Raw genomic sequence first — 18,291 nt, 5'->3', positions numbered from 1 at the left:
TTAGAATATGATTAGCTCCCTTTTAATAAATATAATAGCATTTGTTGGCGCTTTCGCCTTTATGGAAGCATTTGCCTGGTTTGTACATAAATATGTGATGCATGGTATAGGATGGTTTTTGCATAAATCACATCACGAACCCCGCCACGGTCGTTTTGAATTAAACGATTTATATGCCATTATTTTCGCGGCGCCGGCAATAGTTTTAATGTATATTGGTTCACCTGAATACAATTATATTTTTTGGATTGGTACCGGAATAACGGCTTATGGTTTTTGCTATTTTTTATTTCATGATGTAATTGTTCATCGCAGAATGAAACATCATTATAAACCACACAGCAAATATATGTTGCGCATTATGCGTGCGCATAAAGTACATCATAAAAAAATGTCTAAAGAAGAAGGTCAGGCATTCGGATTTTTATTTGCACATCCTAAATATGATGTAAAACGCACCGACGAATAATCAGGATATTTTCAAAATATTTCTTTTGAAAAACACAGCACTCAATGCCACAACGCCTGCACTGATGGCAAGTAGTACAATTACATTTTGAATGATTGCATCCATGCCTGTTTTGCGCCAAAAAATGTCGTAAAACCCTTGAATACTCCAGTAATTTACTGAAATTACAGCCGCATTCTGCATAAAAGCCGGCATAATATACAACGGAATCATACTGCCGCCAATTGCACTCATAAATAATATTATAATTGTACTAAGTGAATCAGCTTGTTTTTTTGTTGTTACAATACTCGCCAATAAAACACCAAAAGCGGAACAGGCAATTGAAGTTGTAATTATCATAATAATTAGCGCTGGCAAATCGATAAATATATCTAACCCAAAAGCTAACCACGAAAAAATAAACATGACCGACAATTGAAAAATTGCAACGATTACTGCAGTTAACATCTTACCAAATAAAATTTCAAAAGGTGTAATTGGCGATTGCAATAATTTTTTTAATACCCCACTTTCTTTTTCCTCCAACATTCCGGAGCCAATTGAACGAACACTAAAAAGTAACATCATAATTGCGGTTCCTGCCACTGCCTGTATCAAACCCCAATTGCTGTTAGCATCACCTACCAGGCTGGTCATGGTTACAACCGATTCTTCCTGCTGCTCCTTTGCCAATCCGGTTTTTAAATTAGAACGAATGGAGTCCTGCGCAACAGGTGGCAAATCTGAAAACATATTTTGAATAATTCTTTCTACACCTTTGTCAGCATCTTTTTCACCTTTAATGGCTGACACGCGACTAACCAATAAATTTTGTAAAATACTAATTTCCATAGAGCGACTTTCATCATATTGTAATTCAACAGGAATAGTTGCACCGCCGTTAAGTGCCGCTTCATATCCCTTATGAATTATAAGATTCGCAATTTGATCGCCACTTTTTATTTGTTGAACTGCCGTTTGTGTGTCAGTAGCAATAAATTCAATTCCCGGTATTGCATCCAATTCAGCAATAATACTTTTAGAAGCAACCGTATTGTCAGCATCAAAATATAATACCGTAATTGGTGTAGCATCACCCTCATCATCAGAACCAACTCCGCCAAACGCTAAAGCAAATAACGTAATTAAACCAATTGGCAACATTAACGATAAAATAATTGCCCTTTTATCGGTAAAAAATATTTGTAAATCTTTTTTAGTGATTTTCCACATAGTAATAATATTAATAAAAATTAATCCCTTAATTGCCTTCCGGTTAAATGTAAAAATATTGCTTCGAGGCCGGTGCTTCTAACATCGATATTATGGATACTAATATTTGCTGTATTACATTTATTGATAATATCCGACAAATGCAATTTTGCATCTTTTAATTGAATCGTAATTGCATTTAAAGCCGGGTCATGATTTGTGGTATAACCATTTATTACACCTTCGGAAGTTCCGGTATAAGTAATAACCACAGTATCTTCTAAAGGGTGATTTGATTTTAATTCATTTAATGAACCTTCTGTTATTATTTTACCCTTATCAATAACCCCGATTTTATCGCACATTTTTTCGGCCTCTTCCATATAATGAGTTGTATACAAAATCGTTTTCCCGTTTTGATGCAATTCCGCAAGCAGTTCATAAATTTTATTCCGGCTTTGAGGATCAATTCCAACGGTTGGTTCATCCATAATTATTAATGATGGATTATGCATGAGTGCACAAGCAATATTCACTCTGCGTTTCATGCCGCCTGAATACGTTTTCACTGCCTGGTTTTTACGGTCAGATAACCCAACCCAATCAAGTAAATGGCTAGCCTGTTTTTTTGCATCTGTGTTTTTTATACCATATAAACTTCCCCAAAACAATAAATTATCCAATGCACTCAACTCATCATATAAAGCAATTTCCTGCGACACCACACCCATATGCTTTTTCACCTGTTGTGTATTGCTGTAAACATCAATTCCTGCCACAGTAATATTTCCCGAATCAGGTGGCATTATAGCACTGATCATATGAATTGTTGTAGTTTTACCTGCCCCATTTGGGCCTAATAATCCATAAAACATACCGGGCGTTAGCGATAAGTTAATGGCATCAACAGCTTTAAAATTGTCAAACGATTTAGAAATAGAATTTACGCTGAGCATAGTGGTTAATTGGAAGGTAAATGTATCATTTTTATACATAAGTTAAATAAGCAACATTGTGAACCATGTTTGTTATTGAAGATAAAGTTTGGGATTCTGCTTTTTTTGGTTTCAAAACCGGAGAACTTACCTTTTCGGGAGATATTAGTGCATTTCCGCAAGTAATTAATTCGGCCAAACAGAAAAATTATCAATTATTGTATTGGAAAATACCTGTTGAAGATTTAACTGCAAACCAAATTGCATCGGCCAATAACGTATTTCACGGCGACACCAAAACAGTATTTGAATTACCCTGCTCCGAAATACAACCTCAAAAAATAAATCTGGTAAAAAAATGGACCGACCCGGCAAATGAAAATCTGATCAGTTTAGGAATAAGCAGTGGTAAATATTCCCGTTTTAAAAATGACCCTTTGTTACCGGAAAATAGTTTTGAAAAAATGTATCGCGAATGGGTGTTCCAATCGTTAAATGGTAACATGGGCGATGAGATTTATTTTATCGGTAACGCAGATGACCCCAACGCTATGATAACAATTGCTTTTAAAAATGAATTTGCAGAAATTGGATTAATTGCCGTTAAACAGGAATATCAACATCAAGGTTATGGCAAACTACTCGTTGAATTTGTAGAAAATATTACTTTCGAAAAAAAATTAAACCATTTAATTGTTGCAACACAATTATCCAACTTACCGGCAATTAAATTGTATGAAAAATGTGGCGGTAAAATAATTAAACAGGAAAATATTTATCATATCTGGTTATAATGAATACAATTCCCGAATACAATAAATTTCAATTGGCATTGCGCAACGGACAAGACCGTGACGAAATATGGATTGCGTATAAAGGCATTATTTATGACGTAACCGAAAGCAGATTATGGCGCCGCGGACAACACTACGAGCATTTTGCCGGACAAGACCTAACACACGAACTGCCCGATGCGCCGCACACGGAAAGTGTTTTTGAAAAATTTAAAGTAATCGGCCGCTTAATTAACGATTAAGCTTTGATATTAAATTTCGTTAATTGCACAAACGATTGAACTCGCTCAGCAACTTGCGATTTTTTTAATTCCAATAAACGTTCCGGACCGAATTTTTCAACACAAAATGAAGCCATCGCACTACCATAAATAATTCCGCGTTTCATATTGGTGAATGAAATGTTTTTTGTTTTTGCAAGATATCCCATAAAACCACCAGCAAATGTGTCACCCGCCCCTGTCGGATCAAAAACTTCTTCAAGTGGTAGTGCAGGCGCAAAAAATACTTGATCACCCTGAAATAATAATGCACCATGTTCGCCCTTTTTTACAACAAGCGTTTTAGGGCCGTTTTTCATAATTTTTTTCGCAGCTTTTACTAACGAATATTCGCCGGTAAGCTGACGCGCTTCTTCATCGTTGATAATTAATAAATCAACCATGGTTAATACTTTATCTAATGTAGGGCGCGCAATATCCATCCAAAAATTCATGGTGTCCATAGCAATTAATTTTGGACGCGCTTTTAATTGTTCAATTACTTTTATTTGTAATGATGGTTCAATATTACCTAACATCAAAAATTCGGGTTTACGTGAACTTTCCGGTAATACAGGATTAAAATCTGCAAGCACATTTAAATCTGTCACCAGCGTATCGCGCGTATTCATATCCATATGGTAACGGCCTGACCAAAAAAATGATTTTTGACCTTTCATCACCTGAACACCATCAGTGTTGATACCTTTTTTATTAAACTGGGCAATAGTTGCTTTTGGAAAATCACTGCCAATTACTGACACCAATTTTATCTTGTTATAAAAATAAGAAGCCGACAAACCGATATAAGTAGCCGAACCACCAATTACTTTATCTTTTTTACCAAAAGGCGTTTCAATTGCATCAAAAGCTACCGTTCCTACTACCAGAATACTCATATTTTAAATTTTGCTGCAAAGAAAACACTTATGTGCTTAAGATGCTCTTTTTTAATATTACTTTTATTTACACAACTTTAATTTAACGCCGAAAACACAATCTATCAAAGGGTTTCAAGCGAAAACGAAATATTTAGCTTAATTAAATTTGTCAAAATTCTTTGCATTATGGATTTAAGAAAATAAATTTGCATCCCGTTTCAAAAGAAACATTCCTCAATAGCTCAGCTGGTTAGAGCGACTGACTGTTAATCAGTAGGTCCCTGGTTCGAGTCCAGGTTGGGGAGCAAAAACCTACCATTTGGTAGGTTTTTGTGTTTTATATAATTTCCAATAATATTTTCCAAAAAAATGTAGATACCTGGTACTCTCGATAGCTATCGGGACAGGTTGGGGAGCAAAAAACTGCCATTTCATCACCGTTTTTTGGCTTTTCCCTACATGGTGCATTTCTCCTGTTAACTTTTGCTTTGATTTTTTTTAAATTTGATTAACTTGCACCACTTTTTATAAACACACCTATCAGCCATAATGAGGAGAATTTCAGCCCTGCTTACCACCATTTTTGTGTTACAAGTGGCACAGGCACAAATAGTTGCATCAGAAGATACTTCTATTTGTCCCGGCGGAACCGCAATATTAGAGGTGTTTTCAGCGCCCTCTTATGGTACTTCAAGTTATACATTCGAAACGTACCCTTACGCACCTGAGCTTTACGATGGAACAATGGTTCCTAAAACCGGCGGTGGCGGATTAACCGATGATAGCTACAGTCAGGCTATTGACCTCGGATTTTCATTTTGTTTTTTAGGTAACGAATACACGAAGTGTTATGTAGGCTCAAACGGATGGGTAAGTTTTGGTGGCCCCGGAGCACTTACTACAACCTACACGTCGGCTACAATTCCAAGCACAGGTGTTAATGTGCCTAAAAATTGTATTATGGGGCCTTGGCAGGACTGGCATCCCGGCTTATGCACTCCTGTCGGTTCTTGTATCAAATACCAAACTATTGGAACTGCCCCTAACCGAAAATTTGTAGTGAGTTATGATAATGTGCCCATGTTTAGCTGCACAGGCCTTTTCGGTAAATTTCAGATTGTACTCAACGAAACAACCAACATAATTGAAAATCACCTGACCAATAAGCCAAACTGCCCGGCCTGGGCAGGTGGAACTGCCACTCAGGGTGTGCATAGTTTAGATGGTTTAACAGCATTTACCGCTCCCGGCCGGAATTCAACTGCCTGGACTACCTCAAATGAAAGCACCAGGTTTGTGCCAAATGGTATAATTTGGTACGACGCAGCAGGCGCAATAGTTGGATACGGCGATTCAATTGCGGTAAGCCCAACCGTAACCACTACTTACACGGCATTTTTAGAAAGCTGTTCAGGTATAGATTATGAAGAAGAGGTAACCGTTATTGTTGTTGATCCTGACCCTTCCTTTTCTTACGACCCTTTTTATTGCACATACGGCACAGCTTTACCTGTAATTACAGGCGACCCGGGTGGAACCTTTACATCGGTACCGGCAGGTTTGGTTATTGACCCGGCAACCGGTCAAATTGACCTCGCAGCAAGTACACCAGGCTCATACTCAGTTACTTACAGTATTGGCGGACTTTGCCCTGAATCTGCAACCGACTTCTTTACAATTATTACTGACCCGGATGCTACCATTACCTATGATGCAGCAAGTTATTGCCCGAGTGGCACTACTACACCTACTTACATCGCCACAGCAAGTGGTGACTTTACTGCTTCGCCTGCCGGTTTGGTAATTGACCCTGTTACAGGTGAAATCGACTTGAGTACAGGCACAATCGGAACTACATATACCATTACCTATACTGTTGGGGTAATCTGTATAAGTGATTATTCAGTTAACATTACCATCGATGCGATGGATGATCCTACTATCGCTTACAGTGCACCAAGCTTTTGCCCTACAGGCACAGCAACTCCGGTAACAATCGGAACCCCGGGTGGAACATTTTCGGTTGCCCCTGCAGGTTTAACAGTTAATCCCACTACAGGCGTTATTGACCTTACAACCGGTGCTGTTGGCACATTATATACCATCACATACACAACTCCTGCCGGTCCTTGTAACTCAACAGGCACCACAACAGTGTTAATTGATCCGCTCGATGACCCTGCGTTTGGATACAGCGCCCCTAGTTATTGCCCTACGGGAACCATGTCACCGGCTTTTGTAACAACACCGGGAGGTACATTTACAATTTCCCCTCCAACTATGGGTATCAATGCGGCAACAGGTATGGTTAATCTGGCTACCGGCGATGTAGGAACAACTTATACCATTACCTACACCACCTCGGCAGGGCCATGCTCAAATAGTTCAACTGAAACCATTACGATTGATCCTTTAGATGACCCTGCATTTTCATATGGCGCTACAGAATTCTGTAATTATGGCACAGCGGCTATTACAACAATTGCTACTCCGGGGGGAACCTTTACGGTTAGCCCGCCAACATTATCTGTAAACCCTGCAACAGGTCTAATTGATTTAACAACAGGTATTCCGGGAAGTCTATATACCATCACTTATACAACTCCTGCCGGTTTATGCAGCGATAACAGCACCTTGGTTATCGAAATTTTACCATTAACCGATGCCAGTTTTTCATACGATAAAGACACCTATTGTGCCACCGGAACAGTTACACCCGATTATGTGCTAAATCCGGGTGGCTCATTTACTGCGGATCCCGGCCTTTCCATTAATGGAACAACCGGCGCCATAAATTTGGCTGCATCAACACCCGGCGGACCTTATACCGTATCTTACACCAGCCCGGGTTGCCCTGAAACAAAAACATTTTTTATTACGGTAAATGCATTGCCAATTCCAACCCTTACAATTCCCGAAGTTGTTTGTTTAGAAGGTGATGCGGTTTTAATGGTCGGCGACCCAACCGGAGGAACATACAGCGGTACCGGTGTTTTAGGAGATGAATTTGACCCGGCTCTCGCAGGCACTCCCGGAATATATAACACCACCTATACTTACACAGATTATAATGGATGCACTAATACTGCAACCGCAACTATTGAAGTAATTCAAAACAGCGTAGATGCAGGTACAGATAAAATAATTGCAGAATATACCACTACCGTTTTAAACGCAACCGGTGGCAGCACCTTCCTTTGGGAACCGCCTGCAGGGTTGAGTTGTGTGGATTGTGCATCACCAATTTTCGACTCATTGTTATCTAATACCTATACCGTTACCTCTTGGGATATTTATGGCTGCGTGGCTACCGACGATATTCTGGTAACCGTTGTACCGGTATTTTTACCTGTCATTTTTATTCCGAATACCTTCACGCCAAACGGCGATAATATTAACGATTACCTCTTTGCTTTCGGCACCGATTTGGAATCCATTTTATCGATGAACGTTTACGATAGATGGGGCGAATTAGTGTTTACTACACAAAATCTACCTGCCGACAATCCAACAACCGGTTGGGATGGCACACTGAACGGAGAAGCCCTCAGTCAGGGCGTTTACGTGTATATGATGGAAGTACAACTCAAGGAAAATGTGCGTCAGCTCGTAACAGGTAACGTTACCCTGATTCGGTAATCGGCAATTTTTTTAACAACCATTTTTGGGGGTAGAAATCATTTTTTGCCGGAATCGACAAATTTCCTCCGAATCTTATTCTTTTGCCTGAGTTAAACTTAATGGCAGCACCAAATATTAAAGATGCCCAACCATGTTATTATTTGAGCAAAATCATCAGTTCAAATTAGTAAACCCGCGCGGTATCCGTTAAATTTGCATTCTTTATTAATTTTTATCAATGGAAAAGAAACAAGCACAAAAAATAGCTATCACAACTCCTGATGGCAAGCCTTTCAAAATTCCTGTTGAAGGCTCATTGGGTTTATTAGCCCTCGGATATAAAGGTGTAATTGCATGGCGCCAGGTTCGTCGTCAATACCAAAAAGCCAGAGAGGCCAATAAACAGCAAACTGAAAACAATCAAACCGAAAATTAAACACACAATTCAGTAAATCAATTATTGCTGAAAATGTATTGTTTTAATTCAATCTTACAATTTAATCATGGGTAAAAGAATAGCAAAAAAAGTACTCCTTATCGGGTGGGATGCAGCCGACTGGAAAGTGATTAGTCCCTTAATGGATGCCGGCCACATGCCAACACTCGAAAAATTAGTAAACGGTGGTGTTATGGGAAATTTCGCAACATTAGATCCACCTTTATCGCCAACGTTATGGACGTCCATTTCAACCGGAAAACGCCCGTACAAACACGGTATTATTGGCTTCACTGAACCTGATCCTTCAGGAAAAGGTATCCGTCCTGCATATATTACTTCTAGAAAAGTAAAAGCAATCTGGAATATATTTAATCAGCACGACATGAAAAGCCATGTTGTTGGCTGGTGGCCATCACATCCGGCTGAGCCGATTAATGGTACCATGATTTCCAACTTATATCAGCGTGCTACCAAGCCAATGAACGAACCATGGCCAATGTTGGATGGCACCGTGCACCCTGCTGAAAAAGCAGATTTCTACAAAAAATTGCGCATTCATCCGGGTGAATTAACTGCTGCCCATATTATGCCGTTTATTCCTGATGCAGCTAAAATTGACCAGGAAAAAGATAAACGATTGGGCATGCTTACAAAAGTAATTGCCGATTGTTCAACCATTCACGCTGCCGCAACTTATATCCTCGAAAATGAAGAATGGGATTTTGTTGGCGTGTATTACGATGCAATTGACCACTTCTGTCACGGATTTATGAAATTCCATCCGCCACAAATGCCAATGGTACCGGACGATTTATTTAATCTGTATAAAGATGTAGTGATCAGCGGTTACAAATATCATGATATGATGCTGGAACGTTTACTTCAGCTTGCAGGTCCTGATGTTACCGTTATGCTTATTTCTGATCACGGTTTCCACCCTGACCATTTACGTCCTATCGAATTACCTAAAGAACCTGCTGCTCCTGCTTTGGAACACAGCCCTTATGGAATTTTCGTTTTAAACGGCCCGGGAATTAAAAAAGATGAACGTATTTATGGTGCATCAATTTTAGATGTAACTCCAACAATTTTAACCATGTTCGGTTTGCCAATTGGTGCCGATATGGATGGAAATGTATTAGTAAATGCTTTCGAAGAATCTATTATTCCTGATAAAATTGATAGCTGGGATGATATTCCGGGTAACAGTGGTGAACATCCAAAAGATAAACAGGAAGATCCATATGCAGCAGCAGAAGCAATGGAGCAATTAATTGAACTCGGATATATTGAACGCCCAAGTGAAAATATTGAAAAGGCAATTAAAAGTACCGTAAACGAAAATAATTATTATCTCGCCCGTTCTTATATGAATGGAAGAAAATATAATGAAGCGATTGAAATTCTTACAAAACTATTTGAAGAAAATCCATCAACTACGCGTTACGGAATGCGATTAGCTCACGCCTATCAATCGATAAATAAAGTTGCAGAAACACGTGATGTATTATCTAAATTAAAAGATGTACAACAAGGTCGTGAATCTATCAGCATGAAAATTATGGAAGGCAATTTATTGCTTATCGAAAACCGCCCTAAAGATGCAATGACTTTATTCGAACAAATCGAAAAAGATATGCCTTCGGTTGCGCGAGTAAATATGCAATTAGGACGTTGTTATCTTGCATTAAAAAAATGGAAAAAAGCAGAAACAGCATTCTTAAATGAATTAGAACACGATCCGGGCAATTCCGCAGCACATCACGGTTTGGGCGTTACGCATTTACGTCGCAAAAACTTTGAAGAAGCTGTTGATTGTTTTCTGAATGCAGTTGGTTTAACGTATTTCTTCCCGTTTGCACATTATCATTTGGGTGAAGCATTATATTACATGCAAGAATACGAACGCAGTGCTGAAGCTTTTGAAGTATGTTTAAAAATGGCGCCGGGTATAAATAAAGCACGACAAATGCTCACCACAATTTATAACGACCATCTTAAAAAACCTGAAATTGCAGAAGACCATAAAGCAAAAATTCAGGAATATTTTAAAGGCGATATTGTAATTGTTTCAGGCTTACCACGTTCCGGCACCAGTATGATGATGCAAATGATGGATAAAGGTGGCTTAGATATTTTTACAGATGGCATTCGTCAACCCGACGAAAATAATCCTAAAGGATATTACGAACATGAACTCGTAAAATCATTAGCTCGAAATAAAAACTGGGTTAAAGATGCAATGGGCAAATGCGTAAAAGTAATTAGCCAGTTATTATTTGAATTACCTGCCAACTATAAATATAAAATCATATTTATGGAACGCGATTTGGATGAAGTAATTCAAAGTCAGCATAAAATGCTCGTGCGCGATGGCAAAGCAAAAGAAGATGCATTAAATATTCGTGTATTGAATGTGTTCAAACAAAATCTTGAACGTATTCACACTTGGGTTCCGGCTCAACAAAATATGGAAATACTTTTTGTTTCACATCGCAATTTAGTTAATGACCCGATGTCGGAATTACAAAAAGTAAATGCATTTTTAGGTAATACTTTGAATATTGAAGAAATGGCAAAAGTGGTTGACAAAAGTTTACATCGTGAAAAAAGTGCTAAATAAAATGACCTTCATTTGAATTTGGTTAACAATATTTAGCATTTCAAACTTTTAACTATATCTATCTTCGTATCATAAAACAAACAGTATGAAAAACAATACACTTTCAAACAAAAGATTAATTCAATATGCGGCAAGTGCTGCTGCATTTTTAGCAGTAAACAGTGCACAGGCAACTGTAGTATACACAGATTTAGATCCTGATTTAGCAATTGGTGGTGAAGGCGGTGAGATTACAATTGATGTAAATAGCGACGGCACCGATGATTTAGGATTCTTTGTTTATTCTATTTTGGGCACCGGCACTTACTATGGTATCGATTTTACCTACAATGTTCGCGTTGCAGGCATGTCAGCACTTAATGGCAACGAAATTTTAGGTTCTTTGGTTACCTACAGCGGTTATAGTGGTGTTTATGCACCAATTTTACCTGATGGCGAAGGCATCAACAGCGAAGATAATTTTGCAGAAGGCTCAGGAACCCTCGGTGTAAGTGTGCAGGTTTCGCTTGCAGGATTCCCTTATTATGAATATCAGGGTGGCATTTGGTTAGATAGCAATATGGGTTATATGGGTTTCAGACTTAACGTTGACAAAGACCGTTACTATGGCTGGATGCGTATTTCCGTTGCTGATAACGCCGGTTCAATCACTATTCATGACTATGCTTATGAAAATGAAGCCAACAAGGCCATTTTTACAGGTCAAACAGCTACCGATGTGGTGAATAATCCATTAGCAGATGCTTCTGTTTACAGCAATGCTTCTGTAGTGTATGTAACAATTCCCGAATCAGTGAAAGGCAATTCGGAAATCGCAATTTTTGACCTTTCCGGTAAACAAGTAAAGGCTCAACAAGCTACAAGTGGCAGTTTTACTATGGATTGTAACGATTTACCTTCCGGAAATTATCTGGTTTATATAAGCCAAAACGACCTAAGCATGAAAAAACAGGTCAGTTTAACAAAATAAACTTTCAGCCGGGAACTAAATTCCCGGTTTTTTTTTGTCAGAAATTGGTCAGAAACCTAATCACAATCAAAAAAAATTGTTACATTCGCCCTTGAATTTTTAAAACAATCTGCAGATATGAAAAAACTTTACAATTCAAAAAAAGCTGGAAAATTAGCAGCTTATTCAGCAATGGCCGGTGCATTTGTTGCAGCTGGTACTGATGCAAATGCAACAGTAGTTTACACAGACATCGAAGATGTTACTTTTGGTATTGGCGAACTTTATGCGCTTGACCTTGATAACAACGGTGTTTCTGATTTCTTAATGGCTGGTGCTGCTAACAGCGCTGGTAACTGGACTTGGGGTTACGTAGTTGGTAACTTAAGTTCTTACGGTTACGGTGGACCTTCAAACATGGTTGTTGGTTACACTGGAGCAATTTTACCTTACGGTAGTGCTTTAGCTGCTGGTGATGATATCGGACCTGATCAAGGATTCCTTTCAAACAGCGCTAACATTGCTTTCTTAGCTTCAATTTACAGCAGCGTTACTTACGGACCGTTTGCAGGTACAACTGATAGCTACATGGGCGTTATGTTCGACATCGATGGTGAAATTCACTACGGTTGGGCTCGTTTAGATGTAGAAGTTGGACCAGTTAGCGTAACTGTAAAAGATTATGCTTATGACGATGTAGCTGATGCTGCAATCTTAGCCGGTGCTACAACTGGTGGCGGAATCAACATCGTTTCTTTAAACGAAAGCCAGGTTTCTGCTTATAGCTACGGAAGTACAATCAACGTTATCGTTAAAGACGTAAACGCAGGTATCAATACTGTAAACGTATTTGACATCGACGGTCGTGTAGTTTACACTGCTGGTGTTTCTGCTAACAACTTATCAATCAACCTTGATCAAGTTGCTACAGGCTTATACACTGTGCAATTAACCGGCGCTGATAACGCTCAATTCACTAAAAAATTATACATCCAGAATTAATTCTGAACGTATAGCATATTTTAAGCCTCTGGTTTTCCAGGGGCTTTTTTTATGCAGTTAAATAACAATTCCATGATACTTCGAATCACAAAAGTTTATTACATTCGCCTTATATTTTACTAACCTTTAATCTGTAACAATGAAAAAAGTTTCTACCCAAAAAGAATTTGCAAAAAAATTGGCCGGTTACTCAGGTATGGCCGGTGCATTTATCTTGGCACACACGTCTGCATCAGGACAAGTGATGTATACTGATGTAAATCCTGATGAAACATTTAGCGAAAACGGCGAATTTTATGAATTAGACCTTAACGGTGATGGTTCAGTTGATTTTGCTTTTAAAATCAATGACTTTAGTGCTCCCGGAGTTTTCAATAGCACCGGTGGTGCAACTTGGGGTGGTTTAATTCAGGATGTTTTAATTTATTCATATAATGGTGCCGTAGGCGGAAGTTCATTTACTTCAGGCACATTATTACCTTATGCATTAAATGCCGGTGTTACTATTGATGGTGACATGCAATTTAATACGAACTCCTTGTATGGCAATCAGATAATGGCATTTTATTTAGGTATCCAAAGTTATTATGCTTCCGGAACTACATTAGCTTGGTTCACTTCACCTGTTGGAAACTGGTCTGGCAAAACTGAAAAATTTGTTGGATTAAGGTTAGATGATGGCGGTGCAAGTTATTATGGCTGGGCGCGTTTATCTGTTGATGATAACAATCATGAATTTACCATTCACGATTATGCTGTTAAAATGTCAGAAGAAGCTGCAATTGAAACAGGAGAAACTGTTGGTATTCATACAGTTATTCAAAACAATCAATTAAATGCTTATAGTTTTGGATCAACAATTAATGTTGTAGTTAAAGATTTACAAACTACAGGTGCAACAGTTAAAGTATTTAATTTAGAAGGTAAAGTTGTTTACCAAAATGAATTAAATATGAACGGTATGCAAATCAATCTTGATAATGTTGCAGCAGGTGCTTATACATTGCAGGTTGTAACAAACGAAAGCGGTGTGTATACTAAAACAGTAAGCATTCAAAAATAATATTTAACATTATTTTTTATAGCCTCCGGGAACACCCGGAGGTTTTTTTTGTATTTTTAAGATAAGAATGCGGTCAAATAAATTAAATATAGCCACCTATTCTGCTATTGCTGTTACTTTTTTACAATCATCAAATGCATCAGCAGAAATACAATATACTGATATTGAACCGGATATATTTATTAGCAATCCCGGTCAGTTATATTTATTGGATTTAAACAACGATGGCGCCGACGATTTCACATTCTTATTTACAAGCACCAATTTTTTAAATTTCACTTATTATGGCGGCGCTAATTTTTATGTATTCAATGGAATTTTTGCATTACCCGAAGCAGGTAACGCCATAGCTGCGTTTACGGCAAGCGGCGGTGCTTACGCCTATCCTTATGTAATTGACGAAGGAATAGAAATCGGCCCATATGCCGGAAATTTTTTAAGTGATGCAACACAAACGATGGTTTATCAGTTTTATGCAATTGTTGCATCTTATTTTTATTATCCTATTTATGCAGCAGGCCAATGGATTTTCGGTGAAACAAAAAAATATATTGGTTTACGTTTACAGGATAACGACAGTACTTATTACGGGTGGGCAAGATTAGATGTGGCTATAAATAATAAATCATTTACCATAAGAGACTATGCAATTGAATCTACGCCTAATACACCCATTTCAACATTTATTCCTGTAGGTGTGCATGCATCTGAAGCATTAAATGTAAATACCATTTTTGCAGAAGGTAATACCATTCATCTTGAAATATATCAAACAGTTATTTCAGATTTATATTTCAATTTATATGACTTACAGGGAAAATGTATCATGACTCAGAAAGTTATTAATCTCTCCACTACAATTATTGCACCTCAACTGCCGGCAGGAAATTACATTGTGCAACTAAATAGTGAAACAACATCCGACAACAAGCAGGTATATCTTTCCGGAAAATAAAAAACGGGGATGAAAAAATTTCACCCCCGTTTGAGTAGTATTTAAAAAATCAAAATTATTCTGCAGCTTGTTCCTCAGCAGATTCTTCTGTTTTTGTTTCTTTTTTGGTTTCGGTTTTAGCTGTTGCATCAGCGTCAACTGCTTTTTTATCAGATGCTTTACCAGAACCGCGGCGACTGCGTTTTTTAGTTGCTGTTTTAGCAGTTTTAAGCATGTTTTCGTTGTAGTCAACAAGCTCGATATAAGCAGTTTCAGCGCTATCACCAACGCGGGTTTCAGCTATTTTTAAAATGCGGGTATAACCACCGTTGCGTCCTGCAATTTTTCCTGCAATTTCTGTAAACAGTTCGTTTACTGCTTCTTTATCCTGCAGGTGAGAAAACACCTCACGACGATTATGCGTATTATCTTCTTTTGCGCGATTGATAATCGGCTCAATGTAAACGCGTAATTCTTTTGCCTTAGCTAAAGTTGTTTTAATGCGCTTGTGCATGATGAGCGATACACCCATGTTACCCAACATTGCTTTACGGTGCGCGTATTTTCTTCCGAGGTGGTTAATTTTATTTCCGTGTCTCATTATTCAATTTTTTTAGTGATGTTTCACAACATCGAGATTAATCTTCTTCTAATTTATATTTAGAAAGGTCCATACCGAATTGTAAACCTTTGTCCAACACCATTGCTTCAATTTCCACTAACGATTTTTTACCGAAATTGCGGAACTTTAATAATTCGTTGGTATCGTATTTTACTAATTCAGATAATGAATTGATTTTCGCAGCTTTCAAACAGTTATAGGCACGAACTGAAAGATCTAAATCTTCAAGCGGTGTTTTTAACAGTTTACGGATGTGTAAAGTATGCTCATCAACTACATTAACTTCTTTTTCGCCGCTGGTATGGAAAGTGATGTTTTCATCTGTAACCAACATTAAGTGCTGAATTAAAATTCTTGCAGCTTCTTTAATGGCATCTTCAGGATGAATAGTTCCATCAGTTTTAATTTCAACTACTAATTTTTCGTAGTCGGTTTTTTGTTCCACACGGGTATTTTCGATATTGTATTTTACGTTTTTAATTGGCGTATAAATAGCATCAATTGGAATAACACCAATTGTTTTATCGATATTTTTATTTTCTTCTGCTGGTAAATAACCTCTTCCTTTCTGAATAGTTAATTCGATATCCAGTTTTACAAAAGGTTCCATTCTGCAAATGAGTAAATCAGGATTGGTAACGCGGAAACTGTTTGTATGTTTCTCGATATCACCGGCTCTGAATTCTTCTTTATCTTTTAACGAGATGAAGATTTTTTCTACTGCATTTTCATCGCCACCCAATTCTTTTTTCAGGCGAACCTGTTTAAGGTTGAGGACAATCTCAGTAATATCTTCCATAACGCCGGTGATGGTTGAAAATTCGTGATCAACGCCGCTGATTTTTACTGATGAGATTGCAAAACCTTCCAGTGAACTTAATAATACTCTGCGTAACGCGTTTCCGATTGTAACACCAAAGCCTGGCTCCAAAGGTTTAAACTCGAAAGTACCTTCAAAATCCGTTGCTTTTTGTAAAGTGATTTTATCAGGACGCTGAAATGAAAGTAATGCCATATTAATAGGTGTTTTTTAATTATTTTATTTAGAATAAAGTTCGACGATAAGCTGTTCTTTGATCGTTTCAGGTATCTGATCACGTTCAGGGTAGCTTACAAAAACGCCTTTCATTTGAGTTGGGTTCCACTCTAACCATGAAAATTTTCTGGATGCTGTGGAAGCCGCTTCTTTTAACCATTCGATATCTTTTGATTTTTCACGAATCGTAATTACATCACCGGGACGTAAAGAAGCTGATGGTGTACTGCAAACAGAACCATTCACCTCAATATGTTTGTGGTTAACTAACTGACGAGCACCGCGACGTGTTGGAGCAATACCTAAACGGTAAACTGTATTGTCTAAACGAGCTTCCAGTAATTGCAATAATGCTTCACCGGTAACACCGTGACGACGGGTTGCTGCTTCAAAAGTTTTGCGGAACTGACGTTCTAATACACCATAAGTGTATTTCGCTTTTTGCTTTTCTTTAAGCTGAACACCATATTCGCTCAAGCTTTTCTTTTTACGGGATTGTCCGTGCTGACCCGGCGCATATTTACGCTTATCAAATGATTTGTCGTATCCGAATATGGATTCGCCAAATGATCTTGATTTTTTCGTGGTGGGCCCTGTATATCTTGCCATTGATCTGTTAGATTTAATTGTTTAGTTGATTATACTCTTCTCTTTTTAGGAGGACGGCATCCGTTGTGCGGAAGTGGTGTGATATCGCGAATAACTGTTACATCTATTCCTGATGATACAATTGAACGAATTGCTGATTCACGTCCTGAGCCAGGTCCTTTTACAAATACTTCTACTCTGCGCAAACCTGCATCATAAGCAACTTTCGCTGCATCTGAAGTAGCTACCTGCGCCGCATAAGGCGTATTCTTTTTAGAACCCCTGAATCCTGCTTTACCTGCCGAAGCCCATGAAATGGTTTGTCCGGTCATATTGGTAAAAGTGATAATCAGATTGTTAAAAGAAGCTAGTATGTGGGCCTGTCCTTCGGCTTCCACCTTTACTATCCTTTTTTTAACTGTCTTTTTTGCTGTTGTTGTTTTAGCCATTTTATAAATAAATGTATATAGTAAAACTTACTGTTTAATTATTATCCTTTAGGTGCTTTCTTTTTATTCGCAACTGTTTTCTTACGACCTTTACGGGTTCTTGAATTTGTTTTGGTGCGTTGACCACGAACCGGTAAACCTTTACGGTGACGAACACCACGATAGCATCCGATATCCATTAGGCGTTTGATAGCCAGTTGTTGTTCAGAACGCAATGCACCTTCTACTTTCAACTCATCATTTATAAATGAGCGAATAGCATTAATCTCATCATCGTTCCAATCTTTTACCTTCTTGCTTTCATCAATATTTGCTGAAGCCAGAATTTTCTTGGAAGTAGAGTTACTAATCCCGTAGATGTAGGTAAGGCCTATTACGCCTCTTTTGTTTTTAGGTAAATCAATACCAGCAATCCTTGCCATATTATTAATT

The 18,291-nt window shown here is 38.1% G+C and carries 18 protein-coding genes and 1 tRNA gene; 11 read left to right on the top strand and 8 right to left on the bottom strand.

Going from position 1 to position 18,291, the window contains the following annotated elements; genetic code table 11:
• Positions 1-7: 7 nt before the first annotated feature.
• Positions 8-469: a sterol desaturase family protein gene (locus IPI65_03475; protein ID MBK7440604.1), complete on the top strand. Its 462-nt coding sequence runs from the start codon at positions 8-10 to the stop codon at positions 467-469.
• Here IPI65_03475 and IPI65_03470 read toward each other — a convergent pair whose 3' ends face one another.
• Both IPI65_03470 and IPI65_03465 read right to left on the bottom strand, forming a co-directional pair.
• Positions 470-1,684 (bottom strand): ABC transporter permease, encoded by a 1,215-nt coding sequence (locus IPI65_03470; GenBank protein ID MBK7440603.1) that lies wholly within the window; start codon positions 1,682-1,684, stop codon positions 470-472.
• Between the two features lie 20 nt (positions 1,685-1,704).
• Positions 1,705-2,658 carry an ABC transporter ATP-binding protein gene (locus IPI65_03465; GenBank protein MBK7440602.1) on the bottom strand — a complete coding sequence of 318 codons (954 nt, stop codon included), beginning with the start codon at positions 2,656-2,658 and terminating at the stop codon, positions 1,705-1,707.
• Positions 2,659-2,684: 26 nt separating this feature from the next.
• Here IPI65_03465 and IPI65_03460 point away from each other — a divergent pair, with 26 nt between their 5' ends.
• Together IPI65_03460 and IPI65_03455 are read left to right on the top strand one after the other, a co-directional pair.
• Positions 2,685-3,392, top strand: coding sequence for a GNAT family N-acetyltransferase (locus IPI65_03460; protein MBK7440601.1), 708 nt, complete (start codon positions 2,685-2,687; stop codon positions 3,390-3,392).
• Complete coding sequence (locus IPI65_03455; protein ID MBK7440600.1) at positions 3,392-3,634, top strand: cytochrome b5; 243 nt, start codon at positions 3,392-3,394, stop codon at positions 3,632-3,634. Before IPI65_03460 ends, IPI65_03455 begins: the two co-directional genes overlap by 1 nt.
• On the opposite strand, the gene IPI65_03450 is transcribed toward IPI65_03455, so the two are convergent.
• The gene (locus IPI65_03450; GenBank protein MBK7440599.1) at positions 3,631-4,551 is read right to left on the bottom strand and encodes a sugar kinase; all 921 of its coding nucleotides are present in this window, start codon (positions 4,549-4,551) and stop codon (positions 3,631-3,633) included. The genes IPI65_03455 and IPI65_03450 overlap by 4 nt on opposite strands.
• 213 nt (positions 4,552-4,764) lie before the next feature.
• Between IPI65_03450 and IPI65_03445 the strand changes: the two genes are divergently transcribed.
• The 8 genes from IPI65_03445 to IPI65_03410 all read left to right on the top strand — a co-directional run bounded on the left by IPI65_03445 (position 4,765) and on the right by IPI65_03410 (position 15,185).
• Positions 4,765-4,838: transfer RNA gene (locus IPI65_03445), tRNA-Asn, on the top strand.
• Between the two features lie 244 nt (positions 4,839-5,082).
• Entirely contained in the window at positions 5,083-8,172 is a 3,090-nt protein-coding gene (locus IPI65_03440) for a gliding motility-associated C-terminal domain-containing protein (GenBank protein MBK7440598.1), read from the top strand.
• A gap of 220 nt (positions 8,173-8,392) precedes the next feature.
• Positions 8,393-8,590: a hypothetical protein gene (locus tag IPI65_03435; GenBank protein ID MBK7440597.1), complete on the top strand. Its 198-nt coding sequence runs from the start codon at positions 8,393-8,395 to the stop codon at positions 8,588-8,590.
• Positions 8,591-8,657: 67 nt separating this feature from the next.
• Positions 8,658-11,216: an alkaline phosphatase family protein gene (locus IPI65_03430; GenBank protein MBK7440596.1), complete on the top strand. Its 2,559-nt coding sequence runs from the start codon at positions 8,658-8,660 to the stop codon at positions 11,214-11,216.
• A gap of 85 nt (positions 11,217-11,301) precedes the next feature.
• Positions 11,302-12,186, top strand: coding sequence for a T9SS type A sorting domain-containing protein (locus tag IPI65_03425; GenBank protein MBK7440595.1), 885 nt, complete (start codon positions 11,302-11,304; stop codon positions 12,184-12,186).
• Between the two features lie 117 nt (positions 12,187-12,303).
• Positions 12,304-13,167: a T9SS type A sorting domain-containing protein gene (locus IPI65_03420; protein MBK7440594.1), complete on the top strand. Its 864-nt coding sequence runs from the start codon at positions 12,304-12,306 to the stop codon at positions 13,165-13,167.
• A 139-nt stretch (positions 13,168-13,306) separates the two neighbouring features.
• The gene (locus tag IPI65_03415) at positions 13,307-14,230 is read left to right on the top strand and encodes a T9SS type A sorting domain-containing protein (GenBank protein ID MBK7440593.1); all 924 of its coding nucleotides are present in this window, start codon (positions 13,307-13,309) and stop codon (positions 14,228-14,230) included.
• Positions 14,231-14,297: 67 nt separating this feature from the next.
• Positions 14,298-15,185, top strand: a complete 888-nt coding sequence (locus IPI65_03410; protein MBK7440592.1) for a T9SS type A sorting domain-containing protein — start codon at positions 14,298-14,300, stop codon at positions 15,183-15,185.
• 55 nt (positions 15,186-15,240) lie between these two features.
• On the opposite strand, the gene rplQ is transcribed toward IPI65_03410, so the two are convergent.
• From rplQ to rpsM, 5 genes are read right to left on the bottom strand one after another with little or no spacing between them, the layout of a single operon-like run.
• Entirely contained in the window at positions 15,241-15,765 is a 525-nt protein-coding gene (gene rplQ, locus IPI65_03405) for a 50S ribosomal protein L17 (protein MBK7440591.1), read from the bottom strand.
• A 37-nt stretch (positions 15,766-15,802) separates the two neighbouring features.
• Positions 15,803-16,801, bottom strand: a complete 999-nt coding sequence (locus IPI65_03400) for a DNA-directed RNA polymerase subunit alpha (GenBank protein ID MBK7440590.1) — start codon at positions 16,799-16,801, stop codon at positions 15,803-15,805.
• Positions 16,802-16,825: 24 nt separating this feature from the next.
• Complete coding sequence (gene rpsD / locus IPI65_03395) at positions 16,826-17,431, bottom strand: 30S ribosomal protein S4 (GenBank protein MBK7440589.1); 606 nt, start codon at positions 17,429-17,431, stop codon at positions 16,826-16,828.
• A gap of 29 nt (positions 17,432-17,460) precedes the next feature.
• Positions 17,461-17,859 carry a 30S ribosomal protein S11 gene (gene rpsK / locus IPI65_03390; protein MBK7440588.1) on the bottom strand — a complete coding sequence of 133 codons (399 nt, stop codon included), beginning with the start codon at positions 17,857-17,859 and terminating at the stop codon, positions 17,461-17,463.
• Between the two features lie 41 nt (positions 17,860-17,900).
• Positions 17,901-18,281 (bottom strand): 30S ribosomal protein S13, encoded by a 381-nt coding sequence (gene rpsM / locus IPI65_03385; protein MBK7440587.1) that lies wholly within the window; start codon positions 18,279-18,281, stop codon positions 17,901-17,903.
• Between the last annotated feature and the right edge of the window lie 10 nt (positions 18,282-18,291).

The organism is Bacteroidota bacterium, from assembly GCA_016706255.1.
Classification (GTDB): Bacteria; Bacteroidota; Bacteroidia; order Chitinophagales; family BACL12; genus UBA7236.
Note: the sequence above shows the minus strand (reverse complement) of the source record. Positions and strands in the feature narration are given on the sequence as shown.

What these genes read in the sequence shown, in the direction of transcription:
- rpsM (MBK7440587.1), bottom strand. Translation starts at nt 18,281, where the DNA reads ATGGCAAGGATTGCTGGTATTGATTTACCTAAAAACAAAAGAGGCGTA.
- IPI65_03435 (MBK7440597.1), top strand. Translation starts at nt 8,393, where the DNA reads ATGGAAAAGAAACAAGCACAAAAAATAGCTATCACAACTCCTGATGGC.
- IPI65_03465 (MBK7440602.1), bottom strand. Translation starts at nt 2,658, where the DNA reads ATGTATAAAAATGATACATTTACCTTCCAATTAACCACTATGCTCAGC.
- IPI65_03400 (MBK7440590.1), bottom strand. Translation starts at nt 16,801, where the DNA reads ATGGCATTACTTTCATTTCAGCGTCCTGATAAAATCACTTTACAAAAA.
- IPI65_03415 (MBK7440593.1), top strand. Translation starts at nt 13,307, where the DNA reads ATGAAAAAAGTTTCTACCCAAAAAGAATTTGCAAAAAAATTGGCCGGT.
- rpsK (MBK7440588.1), bottom strand. Translation starts at nt 17,859, where the DNA reads ATGGCTAAAACAACAACAGCAAAAAAGACAGTTAAAAAAAGGATAGTA.
- rpsD (MBK7440589.1), bottom strand. Translation starts at nt 17,431, where the DNA reads ATGGCAAGATATACAGGGCCCACCACGAAAAAATCAAGATCATTTGGC.
- IPI65_03455 (MBK7440600.1), top strand. Translation starts at nt 3,392, where the DNA reads ATGAATACAATTCCCGAATACAATAAATTTCAATTGGCATTGCGCAAC.
- IPI65_03470 (MBK7440603.1), bottom strand. Translation starts at nt 1,684, where the DNA reads ATGTGGAAAATCACTAAAAAAGATTTACAAATATTTTTTACCGATAAA.
- IPI65_03410 (MBK7440592.1), top strand. Translation starts at nt 14,298, where the DNA reads ATGCGGTCAAATAAATTAAATATAGCCACCTATTCTGCTATTGCTGTT.
- IPI65_03440 (MBK7440598.1), top strand. Translation starts at nt 5,083, where the DNA reads ATGAGGAGAATTTCAGCCCTGCTTACCACCATTTTTGTGTTACAAGTG.
- rplQ (MBK7440591.1), bottom strand. Translation starts at nt 15,765, where the DNA reads ATGAGACACGGAAATAAAATTAACCACCTCGGAAGAAAATACGCGCAC.
- IPI65_03475 (MBK7440604.1), top strand. Translation starts at nt 8, where the DNA reads ATGATTAGCTCCCTTTTAATAAATATAATAGCATTTGTTGGCGCTTTC.
- IPI65_03430 (MBK7440596.1), top strand. Translation starts at nt 8,658, where the DNA reads ATGGGTAAAAGAATAGCAAAAAAAGTACTCCTTATCGGGTGGGATGCA.
- IPI65_03425 (MBK7440595.1), top strand. Translation starts at nt 11,302, where the DNA reads ATGAAAAACAATACACTTTCAAACAAAAGATTAATTCAATATGCGGCA.
- IPI65_03460 (MBK7440601.1), top strand. Translation starts at nt 2,685, where the DNA reads ATGTTTGTTATTGAAGATAAAGTTTGGGATTCTGCTTTTTTTGGTTTC.
- IPI65_03420 (MBK7440594.1), top strand. Translation starts at nt 12,304, where the DNA reads ATGAAAAAACTTTACAATTCAAAAAAAGCTGGAAAATTAGCAGCTTAT.
- IPI65_03450 (MBK7440599.1), bottom strand. Translation starts at nt 4,551, where the DNA reads ATGAGTATTCTGGTAGTAGGAACGGTAGCTTTTGATGCAATTGAAACG.